This is a genomic window from Providencia hangzhouensis, from assembly GCF_029193595.2.
In the GTDB taxonomy this organism is placed as follows: Bacteria; Pseudomonadota; Gammaproteobacteria; order Enterobacterales; family Enterobacteriaceae; genus Providencia; species Providencia hangzhouensis.
The window spans coordinates 2,833,821-2,854,648 of the sequence record NZ_CP135052.1; the positions used below are offsets into that span (position 1 = coordinate 2,833,821).

22 protein-coding genes and 4 tRNA genes are annotated in these 20,828 nt (G+C 37.6%); 8 read left to right on the top strand and 18 right to left on the bottom strand.

Annotated elements, in window-relative coordinates; all coding sequences use genetic code 11:
* Window positions 1-133: 133 nt before the first annotated feature.
* The 5 genes from PZ638_RS12810 (at window position 134) to PZ638_RS12830 (ending at window position 4,662) form a co-directional block, all read left to right on the top strand.
* Entirely contained in the window at window positions 134-1,087 is a 954-nt protein-coding gene (locus PZ638_RS12810) for a 2-keto-3-deoxygluconate permease 1 (protein WP_206277721.1), read from the top strand.
* 10 nt (window positions 1,088-1,097) lie between these two features.
* A complete protein-coding gene (gene dtnK / locus PZ638_RS12815) occupies window positions 1,098-2,372 on the top strand; it encodes a D-threonate kinase (protein WP_094961228.1) in 1,275 nt (424 codons plus the stop codon).
* Window positions 2,373-2,388: 16 nt separating this feature from the next.
* Complete coding sequence (locus tag PZ638_RS12820) at window positions 2,389-3,345, top strand: D-threonate 4-phosphate dehydrogenase (RefSeq protein ID WP_036958696.1); 957 nt, start codon at window positions 2,389-2,391, stop codon at window positions 3,343-3,345.
* A 3-nt stretch (window positions 3,346-3,348) separates the two neighbouring features.
* On the top strand, window positions 3,349-4,125 hold the full coding sequence (locus PZ638_RS12825; RefSeq protein ID WP_036958646.1) for a DeoR/GlpR family DNA-binding transcription regulator: 777 nt from the start codon (window positions 3,349-3,351) through the stop codon (window positions 4,123-4,125).
* A 105-nt stretch (window positions 4,126-4,230) separates the two neighbouring features.
* Window positions 4,231-4,662 (top strand): carboxymuconolactone decarboxylase family protein, encoded by a 432-nt coding sequence (locus PZ638_RS12830; protein ID WP_094961227.1) that lies wholly within the window; start codon window positions 4,231-4,233, stop codon window positions 4,660-4,662.
* A gap of 66 nt (window positions 4,663-4,728) precedes the next feature.
* On the opposite strand, the gene map is transcribed toward PZ638_RS12830, so the two are convergent.
* Window positions 4,729-5,499: a type I methionyl aminopeptidase gene (gene map, locus PZ638_RS12835; protein WP_004263445.1), complete on the bottom strand. Its 771-nt coding sequence runs from the start codon at window positions 5,497-5,499 to the stop codon at window positions 4,729-4,731.
* Complete coding sequence (locus PZ638_RS12840; protein ID WP_036958645.1) at window positions 5,492-5,698, bottom strand: ParD-like family protein; 207 nt, start codon at window positions 5,696-5,698, stop codon at window positions 5,492-5,494. Before PZ638_RS12840 ends, map begins: the two co-directional genes overlap by 8 nt.
* A 325-nt stretch (window positions 5,699-6,023) precedes the next feature.
* On the opposite strand from PZ638_RS12840, the gene PZ638_RS12845 reads away from it, so the two are divergent.
* Both PZ638_RS12845 and PZ638_RS12850 read left to right on the top strand, forming a co-directional pair.
* A complete protein-coding gene (locus PZ638_RS12845; RefSeq protein WP_004263436.1) occupies window positions 6,024-6,449 on the top strand; it encodes a universal stress protein in 426 nt (141 codons plus the stop codon).
* 132 nt (window positions 6,450-6,581) lie between these two features.
* Window positions 6,582-7,013: a hypothetical protein gene (locus tag PZ638_RS12850; protein WP_094961226.1), complete on the top strand. Its 432-nt coding sequence runs from the start codon at window positions 6,582-6,584 to the stop codon at window positions 7,011-7,013.
* A gap of 5 nt (window positions 7,014-7,018) precedes the next feature.
* Here PZ638_RS12850 and PZ638_RS12855 read toward each other — a convergent pair whose 3' ends face one another.
* Together PZ638_RS12855 and PZ638_RS12860 are read right to left on the bottom strand one after the other, a co-directional pair.
* On the bottom strand, window positions 7,019-7,792 hold the full coding sequence (locus PZ638_RS12855) for a nucleotidyltransferase domain-containing protein (RefSeq protein ID WP_094961225.1): 774 nt from the start codon (window positions 7,790-7,792) through the stop codon (window positions 7,019-7,021).
* Between the two features lie 6 nt (window positions 7,793-7,798).
* Entirely contained in the window at window positions 7,799-9,004 is a 1,206-nt protein-coding gene (locus PZ638_RS12860) for a nicotinamide mononucleotide deamidase-related protein YfaY (protein ID WP_136134999.1), read from the bottom strand.
* 177 nt (window positions 9,005-9,181) lie between these two features.
* Here PZ638_RS12860 and PZ638_RS12865 point away from each other — a divergent pair, with 177 nt between their 5' ends.
* Window positions 9,182-9,784 (top strand): toxin-antitoxin system YwqK family antitoxin, encoded by a 603-nt coding sequence (locus tag PZ638_RS12865; RefSeq protein ID WP_272656661.1) that lies wholly within the window; start codon window positions 9,182-9,184, stop codon window positions 9,782-9,784.
* Window positions 9,785-9,890: 106 nt separating this feature from the next.
* Here the strand turns inward: PZ638_RS12865 and fabV are convergent, their stop codons facing one another.
* From fabV to PZ638_RS12935, 14 genes are all read right to left on the bottom strand, one after another.
* Window positions 9,891-11,090 carry an enoyl-ACP reductase FabV gene (gene fabV, locus PZ638_RS12870; RefSeq protein ID WP_094961223.1) on the bottom strand — a complete coding sequence of 400 codons (1,200 nt, stop codon included), beginning with the start codon at window positions 11,088-11,090 and terminating at the stop codon, window positions 9,891-9,893.
* Between the two features lie 475 nt (window positions 11,091-11,565).
* Window positions 11,566-12,126 carry a hypothetical protein gene (locus PZ638_RS12875; RefSeq protein ID WP_094961222.1) on the bottom strand — a complete coding sequence of 187 codons (561 nt, stop codon included), beginning with the start codon at window positions 12,124-12,126 and terminating at the stop codon, window positions 11,566-11,568.
* A gap of 124 nt (window positions 12,127-12,250) precedes the next feature.
* Window positions 12,251-12,403 carry a hypothetical protein gene (locus PZ638_RS12880; protein ID WP_036958643.1) on the bottom strand — a complete coding sequence of 51 codons (153 nt, stop codon included), beginning with the start codon at window positions 12,401-12,403 and terminating at the stop codon, window positions 12,251-12,253.
* A gap of 270 nt (window positions 12,404-12,673) precedes the next feature.
* Window positions 12,674-12,760, bottom strand: a tRNA-Leu gene (locus tag PZ638_RS12885).
* 126 nt (window positions 12,761-12,886) lie between these two features.
* Window positions 12,887-12,973: transfer RNA gene (locus PZ638_RS12890), tRNA-Leu, on the bottom strand.
* 7 nt (window positions 12,974-12,980) lie between these two features.
* Window positions 12,981-13,054 (bottom strand) — tRNA-Cys (locus tag PZ638_RS12895).
* Between the two features lie 23 nt (window positions 13,055-13,077).
* A tRNA-Gly gene (locus PZ638_RS12900) sits at window positions 13,078-13,153 on the bottom strand.
* A gap of 166 nt (window positions 13,154-13,319) precedes the next feature.
* Complete coding sequence (gene pgsA, locus PZ638_RS12905; RefSeq protein ID WP_004263394.1) at window positions 13,320-13,868, bottom strand: CDP-diacylglycerol--glycerol-3-phosphate 3-phosphatidyltransferase; 549 nt, start codon at window positions 13,866-13,868, stop codon at window positions 13,320-13,322.
* Window positions 13,869-13,925: 57 nt separating this feature from the next.
* Window positions 13,926-15,758 carry an excinuclease ABC subunit UvrC gene (gene uvrC, locus PZ638_RS12910; RefSeq protein ID WP_262960440.1) on the bottom strand — a complete coding sequence of 611 codons (1,833 nt, stop codon included), beginning with the start codon at window positions 15,756-15,758 and terminating at the stop codon, window positions 13,926-13,928.
* Window positions 15,725-16,411: a LuxR C-terminal-related transcriptional regulator gene (locus PZ638_RS12915; RefSeq protein ID WP_272674273.1), complete on the bottom strand. Its 687-nt coding sequence runs from the start codon at window positions 16,409-16,411 to the stop codon at window positions 15,725-15,727. Before PZ638_RS12915 ends, uvrC begins: the two co-directional genes overlap by 34 nt.
* A gap of 195 nt (window positions 16,412-16,606) precedes the next feature.
* Entirely contained in the window at window positions 16,607-17,839 is a 1,233-nt protein-coding gene (gene pepT, locus PZ638_RS12920) for a peptidase T (RefSeq protein WP_112307465.1), read from the bottom strand.
* Window positions 17,840-17,902: 63 nt separating this feature from the next.
* On the bottom strand, window positions 17,903-19,456 hold the full coding sequence (locus tag PZ638_RS12925; RefSeq protein WP_004263378.1) for an AbgT family transporter: 1,554 nt from the start codon (window positions 19,454-19,456) through the stop codon (window positions 17,903-17,905).
* A 294-nt stretch (window positions 19,457-19,750) separates the two neighbouring features.
* On the bottom strand, window positions 19,751-20,158 hold the full coding sequence (gene psiE, locus PZ638_RS12930) for a phosphate-starvation-inducible protein PsiE (RefSeq protein WP_172412229.1): 408 nt from the start codon (window positions 20,156-20,158) through the stop codon (window positions 19,751-19,753).
* Between the two features lie 184 nt (window positions 20,159-20,342).
* Window positions 20,343-20,756, bottom strand: a complete 414-nt coding sequence (locus tag PZ638_RS12935; protein ID WP_094961219.1) for a GFA family protein — start codon at window positions 20,754-20,756, stop codon at window positions 20,343-20,345.
* Window positions 20,757-20,828: the final 72 nt, after the last annotated feature.

A 20,828-nucleotide genomic window follows, 5' to 3' on the forward strand; every position in this document is an offset into this window, starting at 1 on the left:
GCCAATATAATGATAAAAATTAGAACATAGTTTCAATTAATGGTAAATGGAATTATTGCGATCTTGATCACTGTTGTTTTTAATTGATTAAATATAATCATAATGACTAAAATAAATCATGGCGGAGAAAACCATGCAAATAAAAAAATCGATTGAACGTATACCTGGTGGCATGATGGTTGTGCCATTAGTACTCGGTGCCCTAATCAACACCTTTGCTCCTCAAGCCCTCGAAATCGGTGGCTTTACAACATCACTGTTTAAAAATGGTGCCCCTGCTCTTATTGGTGCATTCTTGCTTTGTATGGGTGCAGGAATTAGTTTTAAAGCGGCGCCACAAGCTTTATTACAAGGAGGTACAATTACCTTAACAAAACTAGTCGTTGCGATTGCTATTGGTCTAGGCGTCGATTATCTCTTTGGAATGGAAGGGATTTTTGGTTTAACTGGTGTTGCAATTATTGCAGCAATGAGCAATTCAAATGGTGGCTTATATGCCGCTTTAGTTGGGGAGTTTGGTAATAAACGAGACGTTGGTGCTATCTCAATTTTATCTCTTAATGATGGGCCTTTCTTTACCATGATTGCGCTAGGCGCAGCTGGTATGGCAAATATCCCTTTAATGGCATTAGTTGCAGTTCTTGTTCCGTTAATTGTTGGCATGATCTTAGGAAATCTAGACCCACATATGCGCGATTTTCTAACAAAAGGTGGGCCAATATTAATTCCTTTCTTCGCTTTTGCACTAGGCGCAGGGATCAACTTAGAAATGCTATTACAAGGTGGACTCGCAGGTATCTTGCTCGGTGTGCTGACTACGTTTGTTGGCGGCTGGTTTAATATTCGAGCAGACCGTCTAGTAGGAGGCTCAGGTATCGCAGGCGCTGCTGCCTCAAGTACCGCAGGAAATGCTGTAGCAACACCACTCGCTATCGCACAAGCCGACCCATCCTTAGAGGCTATCGCGCTTTCTGCTGCTCCTTTGATTGCTGCATCCGTGATCACCACCGCTATTCTAACCCCTATCCTGACCTCTTGGGTTGCTAAACGCCAACAAGCAAGACAACCCCAACAAACTGAAGAGTAAGGAGTTATTTATGAAACTATTAGTTATTGCGGATGACTTTACAGGGGCAAATGATACCGGTGTTCAATTTGCTAAAAAGCATGCGCGCACAGAGATACTTCTTGATAATACACAAAAACATTCTTGGTTTGCTGATGTCGTTGTGCTTAATACAGAAAGTCGTGCATTAAATGCACAAGTTGCTTCAGAAAACCTACGAAATAGCCTGAAACCTTTTTTATCTCAGAAGGATAAACCTGTCATTTATAAAAAAATTGACTCAACATTTCGCGGTAATATCGGGGCAGAAATAGAGACAATTATGTCAGAAACAGGCTTAAAACTTGCTATTGTTGCCGCAGCTATTCCTGCGGCAGGACGTGTAACGTTAAATGGTGAATGTCTCGTTCATGGAAAAGCACTTATTGAAACTGAATTTGCTTCTGACCCTAAAACACCAATAGTTTCATCACGTATCCAAACTATTCTCCATCAGCAGACTACCCTGCCCGTTATTGAAGTGAATCTAGACCAAATACGTTCAGGGCGATTCGCAACATGGTTACAAGCACAAGCGCCAACGCAAGGCAGTATCATCGTCACGGACGCTGAAAATGATGAAGATTTAGCACTAATTGCTGAAGCCGTATTTTCAATAGATCGACCTTGCCTACTCGTTGGAGCTGCGGGCTTTGCAAATGCATTGCCTGAGAATATTTTCATGGATAAAAAGCAAGGGCTACCGTTATTTATTGTCGCTGGCTCAATGAGCAGCGCAACAATTGAACAGGTAAACTATGCACAAACACATTGTGATGCCAGTGTCATTGATGTTGATGTCACACAAGTACTTGCAGCCACTACACAAGATAACTACATGGCTGCGCTCATCAAAGAAATTAGTCAAACATTAAACCAACAAAAACACACCATCATACGAACCAGCCGAGATGTGCAAGATAGGCATCATATTGATGACCTATGCAATACCTACGGTATGACTCGTAATGAATTGGGGAAAAATATCAGCGACTTTATTAGTTTGCTGACCTTAAATACGCTGTCTGTTGCCAGCATCGGGGGACTTTTTTTAACAGGTGGAGATATTGCGATTGCGGTTGCCAATACTTTGGGAGCAAAAGGTTATCGAATTCAATCTGAGGTACTGCCATGTATACCTTGTGGCACTTTTATTGACAGTGAAATTGATGACTTACCCGTGATCACCAAAGCGGGAGGGTTTGGTCAAATAACCACTTTATGCGAAGCCATCAAATATATTGAGGAAATTTATTGTGAAAAATAATGTTGTTGCTATTACCATGGGAGATCCTGCAGGTATTGGCCCAGAAATTATCGTCAAATCCCTTGCAGAAGGTGAACTGGCAGGAGCCTCTGCCGTTGTTATCGGTTGTGCATCAACAATGCAGCGATTAATTAAATCAGGGGTAGTTCCTCAGATAAAAATCAATGTGATACAAAATATCAAAGAAGCTCAATTTTCAGCGGATACCATCAATATTATTGATGAACCCCTAGCCGACCCTAGCGCACTTATTGCGGGGAAGGTCCAAGCTCAAGCTGGTGACTTAGCATTTCGTTGTATTAAACGTGCGACTGAACTAGCTCTCGCAGGTGAAGTGAAAGCGATTGCCACTGCACCTTTAAATAAAGAAGCATTGCACCTTGCTGGGCACAACTACCCAGGTCACACTGAACTACTTGCCCAGCTAACCAATACCAAAGATTATGCCATGGTGCTTTATACCGAAAAATTAAAAGTCATCCATGTCACAACACATATTGCATTGCGTAAATTTTTAGATACATTAAATAGCGAGCGTATCATAACCGTGTCTCGTATCGCATCAGACTTTTTAAAACGCGTTGGCTATGAAAAACCACGTATTGCGATCGCAGGCGTTAATCCTCATGCTGGGGAAAATGGTTTATTTGGTGATGAAGAAATCGTATATTTACAACCAGCTATAGAACAGGTAAGGTCTGAAGGTATTAATGTTTATGGCCCTTGTCCTCCAGATACTGTATTTTTACAAGCCTATCAAGGGCAATATGATATGGTCGTTGCCATGTATCACGACCAGGGTCATATTCCTTTGAAATTATTAGGTTTTTATGATGGTGTTAATATCACTGCGGGCCTTCCGTTCTTGCGCACTTCAGCCGATCACGGAACCGCATTTGATATTGCTTGGACGGGTAAAGCAAATCCTGAAAGTATGGCCATCTCACTTAAACTTGCGATGAATGTAGTATAACTAATGAGCACAATGGATAGATTAGATTTAATACTTGAGTATCTTAAACAGCATAACCTCGTCACTGTTGAAGAACTAGTACAAGCATTATCCGTGTCAGCGGCCACTATCCGGCGTGATCTCATTAAACTTGATGAAACTGGGGTTATCTCTCGCACGCATGGCGGTGTAACCCTAAACCGTTTCATTCCTGTTCAGCCCACTACGTCCGAAAAAAACCAGCGTAATCTAAGAGAGAAACGGGCTATTGCGAAAGCGGCAGCCCGTTTAATTGAACCAGGTAGCACGGTTCTACTTGATGCAGGAACAACCATGCTTGAGCTAGCGCGAGAGCTCACTCATATGCCCCTGCGTGTTATCACCTCTGACCTCCATATTGCCCTTTTTCTTTCTGAATTCAAACAAATTGAAGTCACAATTGTTGGTGGAAGAATTGACGATAGTAGCCAATCTTGTATTGGTGAGCATGGGCGTGTTTTATTACGTAGCATTTATCCTGATATCGCATTCATTAGTTGTAACTCTTGGAGTTTAGAAAAAGGAATTACAACACCAACAGAAGAAAAAGCAGGTCTAAAACGTGACCTAATAACAAATGCTACACGCTCTGTTATGCTTGCTGATAGTAGTAAATACGGTAAATGGTCATTATTTCGTGTCGCTCAAATAGACGAATTGACAGATATTATTACAGATAACCAACTTCCACTCGATATTCAGCAAAAATTTATAGATTCTTGTCGTACTAATCTAATATTGGTTTCCACAAATGCCACTTAATGCTATTGAACTTGATTTCTTTATAAAATAAAGTAGCTCAACCTTCCAACCAAACCGCACCAAACATTGCATTTCATCTGACAACAAAATATGTAAGGAACCCCCATGAGCGAACTGAGATTAGCTTATAACAATTTATCACCTGAAGCTTATAAAGGGCTTATTGAATGCAAAAATGCATTGGATAAAAGCGGGTTAGGTAAAGAACTAATAGAGCTTGTTTATTTAAGAGTTTCACAAATCAATGGCTGTGCATTTTGCCTAGATATGCATGCAAGCTCATTACGTTCAAATGGTGTCAGTAACAAAAAAATAGACACACTCGCTGGCTGGCAGGTTAGTCATCATTTTAATTCATTAGAGCGCGCTGCATTAGCTTGGACCGAAGCTGTCGTTAATATAGCTACCAGTGGTACATCAGATGCTCTCTTTAATGAATTAAAATACCATTTTTCTGATGAACAAATTTCTGATTTAACTATCGCTATTGGTTTAATGAGTGCCTTTAACCGTATAGCAATAGCACTGAGACAATAGTAAAAATTTGTATAAAAAAAGCTTGCTACCTTTATGGCAGCAAGCTTGTAAATTCTACTTTTAACACTATTTTTCTTCATCACGTAATGTTAAAACTTCATACCCATCTTTAGTGACTAATACCGTATGTTCAGATTGAGCAGATAATTTTTTATCTCTTGTTACGACCGTCCAACCATCTTTCTTTGTTTTAATTTTCATCCCACCCTGGTTAATCATTGGCTCTATCGTAAATGTCATTCCTTCTTTTAATTCAACCCCTTTCCCTCGTACGCCGTAATGAAGAACTTGCGGATCTTCATGCATTTCACGGCCAATACCATGCCCACAATATTCGCGTACGACACTGTAACCTTTAGATTCCGCATAATGTTGAATAGCGGAACCAATATCACCCAATGTCGCACCCGGTTTAACTTGTTTTATTCCTTCCCACATAGCAGCATAAGTATCTTTAACTAATTTACGTGCTAGTGGTGAAGCTTCTGGCATTACATACATTTTACTTGAATCAGCGATAAAGCCATTTTTCTCTAGCGTAATATCAACGTTAATGATGTCTTTTGCTTTTAAAATTTCATCTGTTTTTGGAACACCATGACAAACGACTTCATTCAACGATGTATTCAAAACATATTGGTAGCCATATTGCCCTTTACTAGCAGGCCTTGCTTGTAATTCATTAACGATATAGCTTTCAACTTTATCATTAATCTCCATTGTGGAAATACCCGGTACAATAAATGAATCCAACATCTTAAAAACGCTAGCCAAAAGTCGTCCAGACTCACGCATCAGTTCAATTTCTTCTGCTGTTTTAATTGTAATATTATTCATGAACTTTTCCTTTTAATTCAATTGACTCTTTTTCTAACATTTCATTGACTAACATAGTAAATGTCTTATTCGGGTTTAGTTCAGCTTGCATACCAATTTTAATCCAAAACTCTGCCTGTGAATTAATCGAACGGGACATAACCTGGCTCGCATGACGCAGATAATCATGCAATTCATCTGAAATTTTTACGATACCCAAAGCAACCTCAACAATATGATGTGTATACAAATCATGTATAGATCATATAACAGGAAGATGATGATTCAAAGCATTCACGTTTTGTATAGCACAAAGCGCATGAAAAACAGCCCATAAATACTACTTTAAGTTGCTTAAGTTGATTCCGCCGTCAAAGTATTTGAATCGTTGATCCGCTATCATAAATTCCGAAAAATGTAATGATTATACGTAAATTAGCATTATTTTGATTAACTCGGCCATGTGCTGGTTTAACTGCCGTACTATTAATAAACTAATGATCCGATTACAACATGAGCTCAATAAATAAAAGCTGGAGAAAAACATGTATAATAAAATTTTAGTTCCTATTGATATAACAGAAAAAAGCTTAGCACATTTAGTTATGGCCCATATTCAATACCTTGCTGAATATGAAAAAGCACATATTCATTTTTTGGCAATTATTCCTACTGTTCCTTTCTATACCACAATGGGATTTGGTTTTGCTGAAAAAGCGGATAGTGAACAAGAAAACGTCACGAAGCAGCTCGCTGAAATAATTAAAGAATTTAATATTCCAAATGATAAATACAGTGCTCAAGTTTTAATGGGGACACCAAGAGATGAAATCTTACGTGTTGCAGAGGAAATTTCTGCTGATTTAATCGTTATTGGGTCAAGGCGCCCAGGTATGTCCACATACTTTTTAGGTTCAACAGCATCAATGGTTATTCAAAATTCAAAAATTTCTGTTTTGACTGTCCGATAGCCGCTATTAATTATAGTAATCTAGGTAGCCTATTATTGGGTTACCTTGTTTTTTCGTGTTAATCTTACATACATGGATTATTCACTCCACTAAGCTATGTATTGCAGATTTATTTTTCACTCAAGGAATGTAATGAAAAAACACTTACTCTGGATCAGTATTAGTATCAATATAATTTTAGCTATCGCTTTAATTACAGTTATCTACTCGTTTTTAAATATGAAAAATCAGGTGATGACTATAGTTGAGCAAGCAAAGTCAGGAAAGTATATCGAGCAAGTACAACAGCATACGAAACAACTTATTCCAAATACTCTTAATGAACTAAAAATCTTAGAAACGGGTGGCAACTCGTGTGACCAGTTTTATCAAAAAGTCGATGTAGTTATTGAATACTTACATAATAATCCAGAGATTATTGGAGCACAAACCTACACCGAACAATTATCTTCAGTAAAAATGGCCATTGATAAAACCCCGATTGTTTTAAAAAATAAAGCTTGTAAGAGTGGAGTTTCAAGTATTAATTATATCATTGAGGCACTACAACCGGATGAGCCATAATTGGCTCATTTATTAACAACATTAGAATGCTCAACATCCAACCAGCTGATAAACTGGGCTAAATATTTCAAAAATTCCTCATCAGCAAAAGGCTCTATACTTTGACGTAAAAAATAATTTATTTCATTTTGTCGTTCTGGATAATATTGAACGAATTTTTGTATATATTCAAATAATGTTTCTGGCCAGTCACTATCATTTTTCCAACGTAATATATTAGTGGAACGAATGAGCTTTCTCGATGCCGCCCGATATAATAACTTTAGCTCAGAGTCATCATGACAATGATTAATTTGATCGATATAATCATTCAATACATTAACAAAATCGCCATTAACTGCTTCTGCTATTTCTCGCGAAGGAACAAATTGGCTAAAATGTGTTGCTAAGTCATATCCATAAATGCAACGGCAATGATGCTTAATCCAATATCCCCAACTATATAGATTAGCCTCACTCATCACATCCGTAAGAATACCAATATCAAAATCAATTTTGCTGACCTCAATATGATTAACTGTTAATTGAACTTGTATTTCATTCAATCTGGTTGTTTCTAATTGAGTAAGGGCACCACATAATATAATGCATAGATCTAAATCCGATTGCTGTGGCTTCGCACAGCCTTTTGCAACACTACCATACACATACATGCTATGGAGCTTGTCTTTTAATATGCAACTCAGCCAATAAATAGATTCTGTTATTATTGACTGAAATTCTGGTTGAAACGGCCTCTCTTCAGGAACAGGAATATACTTATAATCTTTTAACTTCATAACCACCTAACTCTCAAAAATAAGTGTTTCTGTTTGTACTAACCATTCATAGTAGCCAATAACCTCGCGACCATTTAACCAACGAGACAACATATCTAATATTAACATTACACTGACTTCTTGTTTTTCTTTCTGTGAATGATTATTTGGTAAATAATGAATTCTCTGCGCATAACACATATCTGGTGTTGATAGAGCAACGTTTAAATATTGCTCATTATATTCGCCAACCACTAAACCAATAGATAAAGGATGATTGATTGCTATATTTTGAGCTCTTTGCGCTAAAATTTTCAATGTTTGTTCCACGTCAGATGGCAAAATTTGACTGGAAGAAATAGCGATCCCCGCTGAATCTAATGTCCAACTTAACAGCCCTGCGCTAAATTGTTCACTGACTATTATTTGTAATTTCCTTTCTCTTAGGGATTTGCCAATTTTTTGCGCTAAACCTTCTGTCCCTTCAAATATCAAGTTGTCCCCTACTCCTTGCTTCACTAATTGCCAATCTCTTTCCATCAATTCTTTTTGTGACGCAGGTCCCGTTAGCTTTAATTCAATAATAGGCATTGAAGAACGATAGCCTAAAACACAGTTTTCAGGTAAAGGTAAGCTATCAAATTGCTTCGCAAGACTACTTTCACTACGGCCAAAACTGGTTAGGCGTAAACAAACTGGTGGCTCTGGCAATGTAAAATGTGCTCGTAACCTTGGCAAAATTTGCTCATTCACCATAACCTTAAATTCAGAAGGAACACCAGGAGTAAAAAAAATCAGACAATCATTCAAGACTAAAGAAAAGCCACAAGCCGTTCCTACAGGGTTATCAATTAATTCAGCATTTTCAGGGAGTAGTGCTTGTTTACGATTCGTTTCAGGCATAACCCGCCCTCTGGCAATAAAATAACGCTCCATGGCTTCAACCCACTGAGAATGTTCAACTAATGGAACTCCCGCAGCTTTAGCCGCCGCCAAGGCGCTTAAATCATCACTTGTTGGCCCAAGCCCGCCGTTAACAATGAGAATATCTGCAGATAAACTACGCTCAAGGAAAGTAGCGACTAAACAATCTAAATTATCACCAACCGTTGTTCTGCTACTCAAAGGGAGACCTTGTTGAAAAAAACAGTCTGCCAACCAAGCGGCATTTGTATCAATTATTTGTCCGTGTAAAACCTCATCGCCGGTACTCAACATTTCAACAACTAACATCTATGACTCCCTGATTATATAAATCACATTAACTGACTAAATTACCTTATTATCAAGATGACTAACATCAATTTTTATTCACCTAAGTTCCCCTTTTAAAATATCCAGAACTCATTAAAAATAAATGGTTTAGGATAATTCTCACCCTATGTGGTCATAAAAAGGCTATAGTTTTATATGCAATTGAATCCATTATTTTTTCACAGCAATAATAGAGGCTACATGTTCAAACTAAAACCAATTAAATCTGTTGCATTATTTTCTTTAGTTTTATTAGTTTCTGGGTGCCAACTTGGAGGATCTCCAAATTCTAATTCAAACTCAGATTCAAAATTTGGAGATTTAAGTGAATTAAAAAAAATAGACTTTCCTTCCACAGAGGCACCTAAAGGTATTTCTGAAGGAGCATTTGAAGTTGAGTACGATAATGGTCAGCCAAAATTTAAAACATGGGTATCTAAAGGATGTTTTGATAAATATATCAAAACCTACTATGAAAATGGCAAGCCTGAATCCCATATTGAACTCAAAGACTGCAAGGTACATGGAACTGTCCGCACTTACCATGAGAGTGGCCGTAACGATATCGAAGTCAACACACTGCAAGGTAAATTATCAGGGCCATTTATAATTTATCACGACACACCTAGTAATAAACCCAATATTACGGGCACATTTAAAAATGAAAAACTCGTTGGAATAGTGACCGAATTTGATGAAAATGGAACGGTTATTTCTAAAGCTCTCATCCGCGATGGTGAAATTACCGTATTGCAATAATTCAACTAACAAGATAAAACAGATGCGTATGATTTACAAAGATAGCTAAAAATAGAAACCCGCAAGTAGCGGGTTTCTATTAAGTTGAAAATGAAGACGAATATAACTACATTAACTCTTTCACTTCAAAATTCACTTCACCGCTGAGATCAGCATCATAATCAACACCATTTAGGCCAAAGCCAAACAGACGGAGAAACTCAGCTTTATAGCCTTGGTAATCCGTTAGTTCATTGATGTTGTTATCATTAAGCTGCTGCCAAATTTCACGGCATGTGTTTTGTACGTCATCACGCAATTCCCAATCATCTAAACGTAGACGATGTTTTTCATCGGTCTCTGGCACTGCGTCATTGAATAACTTAGTGGCAAATAAGCGTTGAATTTGTTCAATACAGCCTTCATGGATCCCTTTTTCTTTCATAATCTTAAAGACAATAGAGATATATAACGGCATGACAGGAATTGCAGAGGAAGCCTGTGTTACAACAGATTTTAATACAGCAACATACGCTGCCCCACCCTTAGCTTGCAATTTTTGATTGATTGCATGAGCCGCACGGTCCAAATCTTCTTTTGCTTTACCCAATGTACCATGCCAATAAATTGGCCATGTTAAATCCGTACCAATATAAGAATAAGCTACAGATTGTGCGTTATCGGCTAAAACACCCGCTTCATCTAACGCATTCATCCACAGTTCCCAGTCTTGGCCACCCATGACTTTCACTGTATCTGCGATTTCCTGTTCATTGGCGGGTTCAACAACAGCTTCAATCAACACATCTTTGTTGGTATCCAGCGCAACAGATTTGTACGGTTCACCAATAGGTTTCAAGGCTGAACGTACAATTTCACCTGTTTCAGGCATTTTACGCACTGGTGATGCCAGTGAATAAACCACTAAATCAATTTGGCCTAAGTCTTGTTTAATCAAGTCAATAACGGTTTGACGGCATTCATCAGAAAAGGCATCACCATTAATGCTTTTTGCATACAGGCCTTCTTCTTTCGCTGCTTTGTCAAAGCCGGCGGAATTGTACCAGCCCGCAGAACCTGTTTTACTTTCACTGCCTGGTTTTTCAAAAAATACACCAATGGTAGCGGCTCCGCTGCCAAATGCGGCGTTGATACGAGAGGCCAGACCGTAACCGGTGGATGCACCAATAACTAAAACTTTCTTAGGGCCATTTTTCAACTCGCCACGTGATTTCACGTAGGCAATTTGCTCACGAACATTGGCTTCACAGCCTGCTGGATGAGCTGTAGTGCAGATAAAACCACGAATTTTAGGTTTGATAATCATAGTAATTTTTTCTTGGTAGCTAACAATCAGGGTCTAATATACCTGATATTATCCATTTACTTAAGACAGAGTGAAAATAAATAGGGTGAACAGACCAGTTTATTGGTTACTTTCCCACTAATTACCTATTTTAAATCATTGAGAGTTTCAATAACACGGCGTAATAAATCTAACTCTCGCTCAAGGTTAGTTGCTTTCTCTCTAGAATAATGACCATATATTTTTGTGACGCCAAGGCGACTGTCATTATAGCACTCATCACCCCAGCAAATATAAGACATTGAAATATAATTTTTTAAATATCTGCTGTTGAGATTAAGGAACGTATCATCATGTTCCCAGAGCAATCCTATGACGCACTTGGGAAATACTGCAAGATATTAAAGAACTCATCCAGAGGTAAAGGATATGCCTAAAACCATTACCAAGAGAAACAATAAACAGCCATAACCTGTATAAATAATTTGATAGCCGCTTATTGCGGCTTAGGGGGTATTAAATTATGTATAACCATCACTGAGTAAACAATATCTTTTTTATTGTGAATTTTGCGAAAATGGGCATTACTAACAATACCGACCATAATCTGCATGCCATCTTTCTCATAAACTCGCTTAAATGGTGTTGTTTCGTCATCAGATATTTTATCTAAGAAATAAACATTTCGTTTATAGCGTTCAATTGTTTGCTTTGGCAAACCATATACTTCAAACATTTTCTGGTTAATCGCATCATACTCAGCCAAAATGACTGATTGGTCACGGCTATCTTTTCCTTGGGAGGAAACGAGCATTAGAGTATTTTTTTCCCGAGAAAACATCAATAAAAACAGTTTATTTGCTATTTGAGGAGAGTTTGCTGATGAACATAACGCACCTCCTTCTTGAAACTCAGTACATTGCAATCCTTTTAACTGTAATTTTTTTATATCATTAGGGGTTTGCCCCCACTTAAACCCATAAGGGGCATCTAGCTTTTTCGTTGTGCAGCCAGAAGCGAGTACGAGTATTAACGTAAACAAAATTCCTTTTATCATCACTTCTCAAATTCCAATTAAGTCATCTAATTTGATACTATCAAAAATGAATAATTAATCAAAAATTAACTTTTCTATCATCATATTAAATGACTCGATTGATTTCTGTACCGTTAAAGCTGCCTTACTCTTCTTTGTTCTCCTGTTGTTTAGCCTCTGCCATAGCAATTTCTTTCAACCAATCTGCTAATAACGGTTTTGTTTTTACTGTATCTAATAACGCTCGTTCATGTTTAGTTAATCGTACAACTACAACTTCAGTTTTCATGTTAGACATAGCCTGATCCTCTTTAAGAATCAGAATAGTGACACAAAACACTAACAGAACGGTCTGACTTACGGTTTTTTACACGAATTTCGCGTTAGTTGACACAATCAAAAATACCTATGCTATTTCAAAAGAAACACATTGAATATAAAGAATAAATACACCTAATTAAACGACATCAGTTCAGCAGATACTAAATATTTGAAGGGAGTTAGATACAAAAAAACCACCTAAAGGTGGTTAATTGCTAATTTTAATCATTTCTGATTAAAATTGAGATGGTGCCCAGGGCGGGACTTGAACCCGCACAGCCTAAAGGCCGAGGGATTTTAAATCCCTTGTGTCTACCGATTTCACCACCTGGGCTAAATTGTCTTTCTCAAAAACTTGGATAAATTATTAATCTACCCGACTAACCCATGCATTTAATAAAACACATTGTGATTAGCTAACTTAAAATAAAACACTTAATAGCGTTTAATTACTTTAAGATGGTGCCCAGGGCGGGACTTGAACCCGCACAGCCTAAAGGCCGAGGGATTTTAAATCCCTTGTGTCTACCGATTTCACCACCTGGGCTAAATTTTGGAGGCGCGTCCCGGAGTCGAACCGAGCTACACGGATTTGCAATCCGGTGCATAACCGCTTTGCTAACGCGCCTTATCCGAATTTCTTTCGAAATTTGGAGCGGGAAACGAGACTCGAACTCGCGACCCCGACCTTGGCAAGGTCGTGCTCTACCAACTGAGCTATTCCCGCGTAAAGCTTCACTTTTCAGCTTATGCTTTTCAAACTGGCTGATTTACTTATTTATTTTCGTAAACCATGTTGCCGTTCGATGCGTTGCATTCTACTGATTTCACCTATCGAGTCAATACAATTATTGAAATAATTGGATCGTTCGCTGTTTTTTCAATCATTTCGATCACGCTTCGCTCAAATCACCCCATGCAGCCTTTAAATATTGGAACATTGACCAAAATGTTAAGATAGCTGCAACATACATTAATGCGATTGAAAGGTTTTCAATCAATGGCGTTGGACGCCACAATAAACCGACCAGTGACATCATCTGAGCAGTGGTTTTAAATTTACCAATCCAAGAAACAGCCACACTGCTACGTTTTCCTATCTCTGCCATCCATTCACGTAAAGAAGAAATAATAATTTCACGTGCAATCATGGTTGCTGCTGGCAAAGTCACATACCAAACATCGTAACTTTCAGTGACTAACACTAACGCCGTGGCAACCATAACTTTATCAGCAACAGGATCTAAAAAAGCACCAAACTTTGTAGTCTGCTTCCACAGTCTTGCTAAAAAGCCATCAAACCAATCAGTTACCGCTGCGATAACAAAAATAAGCGCGCATGCAAACGGCCCCCAAGTAACAGGGAGATAAAAGGCTAATACAAAAAACGGTATTAGGATGACGCGAAATAATGTCAACCACGTTGGTATGTTTAATTTCATCACGCTCACTAACTTTTTGACCAAGTTGGATATTATGAATATGTTGCCCTAAGACACTCACTGTTTCAATGCATTATAAATCTTTTCTGCAAGGGCGTATGAGATCGAGGGCACTTTTGCGATTTCTTCTATACTTGCATTACGTAAAGGTTGTAACCCGCCCATATATTTTAGCAACATCTGCCGACGTTTCGGGCCAACCCCCTCAATTGACTCTAATGCACTAGTACTTTTGACTTTTGCTCGTCGTTGTCGATGCCCCGTAATCGCATGATTATGTGATTCATCTCGGATGTGTTGGATTACATGCAAAGCTGGGGAATCAGGTGGTAATGAAAAACCTTCGCCTTCTGGTTTTAAAAATAAGGTTTCAAGCCCCGCTTTACGGTCGCTACCCTTTGCAACGCCAATCAGCAATGGGTGTTTTTTATCCCAATCAACCTCTAGTGAATTAAACACCTCCTTTGCCTGCCCTAATTGGCCTTTACCCCCATCAATAAAGATAATGTCAGGAACTTTGCTTTCATCAATGTGTTTACCATAACGCCGTGTTAAAACTTGATGCATAGCCGCGTAATCGTCTCCAGGGGTGATCCCTGTAATATTATAGCGTCGATACTCTGATTTCACCGGGCCCGATTTATCAAACACAACACAAGAGGCGACTGTTTGCTCCCCCATCGTATGTGAAATATCAAAACACTCCATACGATTGATGTTTTCTAAATTAACCACTTTTGCTAGTGCTTCCATACGTTGTTGCACCGTCGAGTGTTGCGCTAATTTTGTTGAAAGCGCAATTGATGCATTCGTTCTCGCTAATTTTAAGTAACGAGCCCTCACACCACGTGGCTGACTTTGAATATGAATTTTACGTCCCGCGATCTCAGAAAGAGACTCAGCTAATAATTCTTTTTCTGTTAATGCAAAATCTAATAAGATTTCGCCAGGTAGAGTTCTATTTTCACTCCCCTGCAAATAAAACTGACCTAAGAAGGTTTGAACCACTTCCTCAAGCTGTGTATCTGCTGGAATTTTAGGGAAATAACTGCGACTACCAAGGACTTTCCCTTGACGAATAAAAAGTACATGCACGCAAGCAAGACCAGATTCAAAAGAAACACCAATAACATCTAGGTCATCGCTATCACCAGATACATATTGCTCTTCCGTGACAGCTCTTACCGCTTGGATTTGATCTCTAAAACGCGCTGCATCTTCAAAGCGTAGTTCTAAACTTGCCTTTTCCATACGGTCAACTAAACCAGCCAAAACTTGTTTATCTTTACCCGTTAAAAATAAACGTACATATTCCACTTGTTGATTATAGTCTTCATCGGAAACCAACCCTTTAACACAGGGACCTAAGCAACGACCAATTTGATATTGTAAACAAGGCCTTGAGCGATTTCGATACATGCTATCTTCACATTGACGTATCGGAAATAACTTCTGCATTAACGCTAATGTTTCCCTTACCGCATAAGAACTCGGGAAAGGGCCGAAGTACTCGCCTTTAGCATGTTTCGCCCCTCGGTGCATCGAAATTCGAGGATGAGTTTCACTGCTTAAAAATAGATATGGATAAGATTTATCGTCACGTAACAATACGTTATAACGTGGCTGGTACAACTTAATGTAGTTGTGCTCAAGTAATAGCGCTTCTGTTTCAGTATGAGTCACCGTCACATCAATAGAGGCGATTTGCTTTACCAACTGCTCTGTTTTGCGGCTACCCACATTTTCACGAAAATAACTTGCTAAGCGTTTCTTAAGATCCTTTGCCTTTCCTACATATATAACCGTTTCCCCAGCGTCATACATACGGTATACACCAGGTTGATTAGTAACTGTTTTTAAGAAAGCTTTCGGTTCGAACTGTTCTGACACTCGAGTAAACCCTGTTTTGCTGTGATTAAACCATAACTGATAGCTATATGAGTTAATTCTACATCACTACAGATATTAAGTTTACTAAACATTCGATATCGATAGGTATTTACTGTTTTAGGGCTTAAGGAAAGGGACTCCGCTACCCGTTTTATAGGCATTCCCTGAGTGATCATTAACATGATTTCTAACTCACGCCCCGATAATAAATCATATAAATCTTGTTGATTACTATAAACTAACCGCTGTAGAGCAAGGTCTTGGGCAATATCCGGCGATATAATTCTCCGTTTAACACTTACAATTTGGATAGCTTCAATAATGTCTTCTTCTGTCACATTGATACTCAATAAACCGAAAATGCCAATATCTAATGCTTTTAAAAAAAATGCAGGGTTATTTCTTACATTGTAAATAATGATCCCAACATCTGGTTGAGTTCGACGTAATGTCTGGATTGTTTTTAGTGAGTCATAACGAAAACTATCACTACTGATTAAAATCATATTTGCTTTTTGGCATCTATTCCATGTAATCACGTGTTCTAGTGATGAAAAAGAAGCAACAATTTTAAAACGTATTTGACGTGAAAAAATAGCCTCAAAACCACGAATTACAATATTACTGTCGTCAATTATTATAATATTAATCAATTAATACCCCTATTGGATTTTAAACCTAATAGTGAAAAATAATAAATGAATAAATAAAAAAGTCATATACACTTTTTTATTTATTTTTGTTTTATTAAAAATAACTAAATTATAATTTACATGAATGAATTATGGGTATTAATAATTAAAGGCCACCTTATTGAGTGGCCTTTATATTAAGAATAAAATGATATGTTATTTTTTTCCAACTAAACGACAAATGGTTTCTGATACTAAGTAGCTTTTCTCAAAAGAGCTGATTGGTAAAAACTCAAAACATGAGTGGAAATTAAGTGCACCAGTAAAATAATTTGGGGTTAAGATACCTCTTGCTGATAAAGCAGAGCCATCCGTACCACCGCGCATTGGGATCACCTTAGGTTCAACCTCTTGAATTTTCAATGCATCAAAAATTAAATCAATCGCTGTACAGTCATCTCCTAATGAGTCGCTAATATTGCTATACACATCTACAATGTTGCACTCAATTTTTGCACGCGGATGACGCGCTTTTATTAACTCAATCGCTTGTTTTATAAAGTGTTTTCGAGCTGAAAAACTATGACGGTCAAAATCACGGATCGCCATTTTAATTTTAGCATTATCAGGATTTGCTATTAAATCTGTCACATAAAAGTAGCCTTCGCGATGCTCTGTATGTTCTGGGGTATCAAAACGATCAAAGCAACCAATAAAATCATGAGCTACACGAATAGGATTCAACAATACATTCTTAGCTGACATAGGATGCGCGGTAATACCTTTAATTGAAACTTCAATAGAAGCAGCATTAAACGTTTCGTACACAACCTCACCAAGAGCACAACAGTCAATGGTATAAGCAAAATCAACGTTAAAACGAGATAAATCCATAATTTTAGAACCGCGTAGGCCAATTTCTTCGTCGGGTACAAACGCAACGTAGATATCCCCACAATCAAAATCGGCATATTGCAGCTTATTCATTAATTCCATGACAACCGTTACAGCGGCTTTATTATCTGCGCCAAGTACGCTAGTTCCATCACTAAAAATAATCTCTTCACCGATATAAGGTGCAGCTTCAGGGTGCTCATCTGATTTAAACCAAATATTTTCTTTTTCATTTAAACATAAATCTTTGCCTTCATATCTTAAGGTTTGAGGCTTAACGATGGGAGATAACCCAACATCAACAGTATCTAAATGAGTCACAAAACCTATTTTTGGCGCTGAAGGCTTATTGCCTGGGCGCATTGCATATAAGATGGCATGGTCATCGATATAAACATCTTTCAAGCCATAACTTTCAAGCTCTTGCGCTAATAATTTTGCCAGCTCACGTTGCCCTTCTGTGCTTGGAACAACCGTGCTTGCTGCGTCACTTTGGCTTTCAATAGCGAGATAGCGGTAAAAACGCTGCTCTAATTGCTTACCTAATTCGTTCATTTTATATTCCTTGCATTAACTATATTTACCCTACCTATTTAATAGGTAGGGTATTGGCCCTACTTATGGTGCAGGATGCCATGTGTAACCACTGTCGAAACCAATTGGGATATCAAAAGCCCAGAATAAATATAATGTTGAAGTTAAAATAATTAATAGCCCAACGGTGAATGGGATCATCATTGAGCACAATGTTCCTATTCCTGCATTTTTATAGTATTTCTGGCAATACATCAGGATTAACGGATAAAACGGAAACATCGGTGTGCTCACATTCATTGCAGAGTCGCTGACACGAAATGCCGCTTGTGTTAATTCAGGTGAAATTCCGACTGCCATTAGCATAGGCACTAATACTGGCGCCATAATTGCCCATTTTGATGTCGCAGAAGTAATCATAATATTTAAGATAGCCGTTAATAGAATAACGCCAAAAACGGTCATTCCAGATGGCATATCAAGTGTACGTAATAACTCTGCCCCTGAAAGCGCTAATAATGTGCCTAAATTAGAATGTTGGAATGAATATAAAAATTGGGCAGCAAAAAAAGCAAAAACAATAAATGGGATAAGTGACTTAGTAATATTTTCCATTGCCTTGACAACATCTTTTGTTGATGTAAAAGATTTCGTCATATAACCATAAACAATGCCTGGCAAAGCAAAGAAAATAAATAATAAAGGCACAACAATTTGCATGATAGGTGCTTTAGGGCTAGTTAAGCTACCATCCGGCCCACGTAATGGAGAGTTCTCTGGCCATAATAGTGCAAATAATCCGATACCTAAAGCAATTAGTACTAAACCAGAAATACGAAAAGCACGATTCTCAGCAGCAGTAATTTTACCTAAATTTTTTTCAGAATCAGTATCAACTTCGTTTGAACTGATTGGGCAGTTTTTATTTAGCCATGGTTCAACAATCTTCTCAGTGATAAACCAACAGGTAAAAATAACCCCGAATGTACCACCCAAACTAAAGAAATAGTTACATAAAACATTTACGCTATAACCCGGCGCTAGCATTTGTGCAGCATCTTGCGTAAAACTTTGCATGATTGGGTCAATAATTGATGGCGTATAGCTTGCAGTAAATCCCCCCGCTAAGCCTGCAAATGCAGCAGCAATCCCAGCTAATGGATGACGACCACTCGCATAAAACATCATTGCTGCAACTGGCATTAAAATGACATAGGCAGAATCTGAAGCAATATGAGAAACAATCCCCACAAACACCACTGTAGGCGTTAACATTCTTGGTGAAATAAACGACAACATTTTTTTCAATGCGGTATTAATGAAACCACTGCTTTCAGCAATACCAATACCTAATGTTGCCACTATCGTGATACCAAGAGGAGGGAAATTAATGAAGTTTTTAACTGCCGCAGTGATAAATAATATGATTTCCTCATACTGAAACATATTAACTATAGCAATTTTTTCTTTTGAAATAGGATGGTAATAACTAAAATCTACGAAAGAAAGCAGATAAGATAAAAACCAACATATAATCAGGGCGTACACAAACAGCATAGTCACATCAGGCATAACATTACCGATGCGCTCGACACGGTTTAAGAACCCTTTTTTCTTGGGAAGTGTTTTTGTTGTCATATTTACAAGCTACTTATGTTATTAGAATAGAAACTTTATAACAGTAAATAACCTATATATAAAAGTAAAATATTTTTGTGATTAGTTTTTACAGGATAAACCAGTTACAAAATAAAATATTAGAATTATTTATATTAATTTTAATTACCAAAAATTACATATCTTAAATTTTATTAACTTATAGATTTAAATGCAGGGTATATCACTTAAGTATTTGACTTCGAGTCTGCGCATACAAAAAAAGGAATAATAATTACACTTTTTTTGTATGCAAGTAAATTACACTAATGTATGTTATTCACGCTTTAATTTTTCAGTATTTGCAATATAAAGTGCAACGACTAGTACCAAAATCGCCCCTGCATGCAACAAAGTTGTCATAGGGTCACTATGATCAACGATAATTAAACGAATAATCGCAGTAATACCAATATAGATAAAATACCTTAACGGGAAATGATAGCCCGACATAAAATATTTTATTATCAAGGCAATAAACTCAAAGTATAAAAAATAAATGACAATGCCTTCTAACAACTCATAGGCCGTCGCCCCTTTTGAGCTACCAAACATTAATGAAGCCATTGTCACCGTTTCTTTAGCTAAAAAGAATACAAGTACGGCAGCGAGTGAGATCAAGCCAATATTTAATATCCATTGTAGTACCCACGCGATATTACTCGCATGACGCATTCCTTTCATACTATTCATTTGTTATTCCTCTGAACAACTTCTAAACCTAGTCATTACCTTAATTGTAAAACAAATTTAAGTCGACCGCATGACAAATAAGAGGTCAATTTAACGAATAGAATCAAAAAAATATAGTCTGATCGACTGCCACTGCATTCCTTATTACTTACTATTAAATCTATAGCCACAGAGTTTAATCCGATGATGGGGACATCATTTCCATAATATCTTTCTCTGTCAACATGGGTGTTCTTTCAACAAAGTTATAATATTTGGGCTTACTATCTATGTAAATTTGCATACTCATTTGCGCATCTTTACTCTCTTTAAATAAAGCTGCTGATGCATAATATGTTGAAGGTGTGAGTAAATGATAAAAAAGGTGTGAACCACAATTTTTACAAAATGCACGTTCTCCCCATTGAGATGATGCAAAAATTGACACAGACTCTTGCCCCTCTACCATTAAATCGTTACCACAATCAACACTAAAGCCTGGGCCGCCATTCCATTTTTGACACATTCCACAATGGCATACACTGACATGACTAATATCTTTTGCTGTTGTGATTTTTACAGAACCACACAAACATTGGCCTTGATGCATAGAATTTCCTTTATGTAGGTCGTAGATTTATTACTCAATATACGCATATTTACAGCAAAAAATTCAGATATG

What these genes read in the sequence shown, in the direction of transcription:
- PZ638_RS12810 (WP_206277721.1), top strand. Translation starts at nt 134, where the DNA reads ATGCAAATAAAAAAATCGATTGAACGTATACCTGGTGGCATGATGGTT.
- dtnK (WP_094961228.1), top strand. Translation starts at nt 1,098, where the DNA reads ATGAAACTATTAGTTATTGCGGATGACTTTACAGGGGCAAATGATACC.
- PZ638_RS12820 (WP_036958696.1), top strand. Translation starts at nt 2,389, where the DNA reads ATGGGAGATCCTGCAGGTATTGGCCCAGAAATTATCGTCAAATCCCTT.
- PZ638_RS12825 (WP_036958646.1), top strand. Translation starts at nt 3,349, where the DNA reads ATGAGCACAATGGATAGATTAGATTTAATACTTGAGTATCTTAAACAG.
- PZ638_RS12830 (WP_094961227.1), top strand. Translation starts at nt 4,231, where the DNA reads ATGAGCGAACTGAGATTAGCTTATAACAATTTATCACCTGAAGCTTAT.
- map (WP_004263445.1), bottom strand. Translation starts at nt 5,499, where the DNA reads ATGAATAATATTACAATTAAAACAGCAGAAGAAATTGAACTGATGCGT.
- PZ638_RS12845 (WP_004263436.1), top strand. Translation starts at nt 6,024, where the DNA reads ATGTATAATAAAATTTTAGTTCCTATTGATATAACAGAAAAAAGCTTA.
- PZ638_RS12850 (WP_094961226.1), top strand. Translation starts at nt 6,582, where the DNA reads ATGAAAAAACACTTACTCTGGATCAGTATTAGTATCAATATAATTTTA.
- PZ638_RS12855 (WP_094961225.1), bottom strand. Translation starts at nt 7,792, where the DNA reads ATGAAGTTAAAAGATTATAAGTATATTCCTGTTCCTGAAGAGAGGCCG.
- PZ638_RS12860 (WP_136134999.1), bottom strand. Translation starts at nt 9,004, where the DNA reads ATGTTAGTTGTTGAAATGTTGAGTACCGGCGATGAGGTTTTACACGGA.
- PZ638_RS12865 (WP_272656661.1), top strand. Translation starts at nt 9,182, where the DNA reads ATGCAATTGAATCCATTATTTTTTCACAGCAATAATAGAGGCTACATG.
- fabV (WP_094961223.1), bottom strand. Translation starts at nt 11,090, where the DNA reads ATGATTATCAAACCTAAAATTCGTGGTTTTATCTGCACTACAGCTCAT.
- PZ638_RS12875 (WP_094961222.1), bottom strand. Translation starts at nt 12,126, where the DNA reads ATGATAAAAGGAATTTTGTTTACGTTAATACTCGTACTCGCTTCTGGC.
- PZ638_RS12880 (WP_036958643.1), bottom strand. Translation starts at nt 12,403, where the DNA reads ATGTCTAACATGAAAACTGAAGTTGTAGTTGTACGATTAACTAAACAT.
- pgsA (WP_004263394.1), bottom strand. Translation starts at nt 13,868, where the DNA reads ATGAAATTAAACATACCAACGTGGTTGACATTATTTCGCGTCATCCTA.
- pepT (WP_112307465.1), bottom strand. Translation starts at nt 17,839, where the DNA reads ATGAACGAATTAGGTAAGCAATTAGAGCAGCGTTTTTACCGCTATCTC.
- PZ638_RS12925 (WP_004263378.1), bottom strand. Translation starts at nt 19,456, where the DNA reads ATGACAACAAAAACACTTCCCAAGAAAAAAGGGTTCTTAAACCGTGTC.
- psiE (WP_172412229.1), bottom strand. Translation starts at nt 20,158, where the DNA reads ATGAAAGGAATGCGTCATGCGAGTAATATCGCGTGGGTACTACAATGG.
- PZ638_RS12935 (WP_094961219.1), bottom strand. Translation starts at nt 20,756, where the DNA reads ATGCATCAAGGCCAATGTTTGTGTGGTTCTGTAAAAATCACAACAGCA.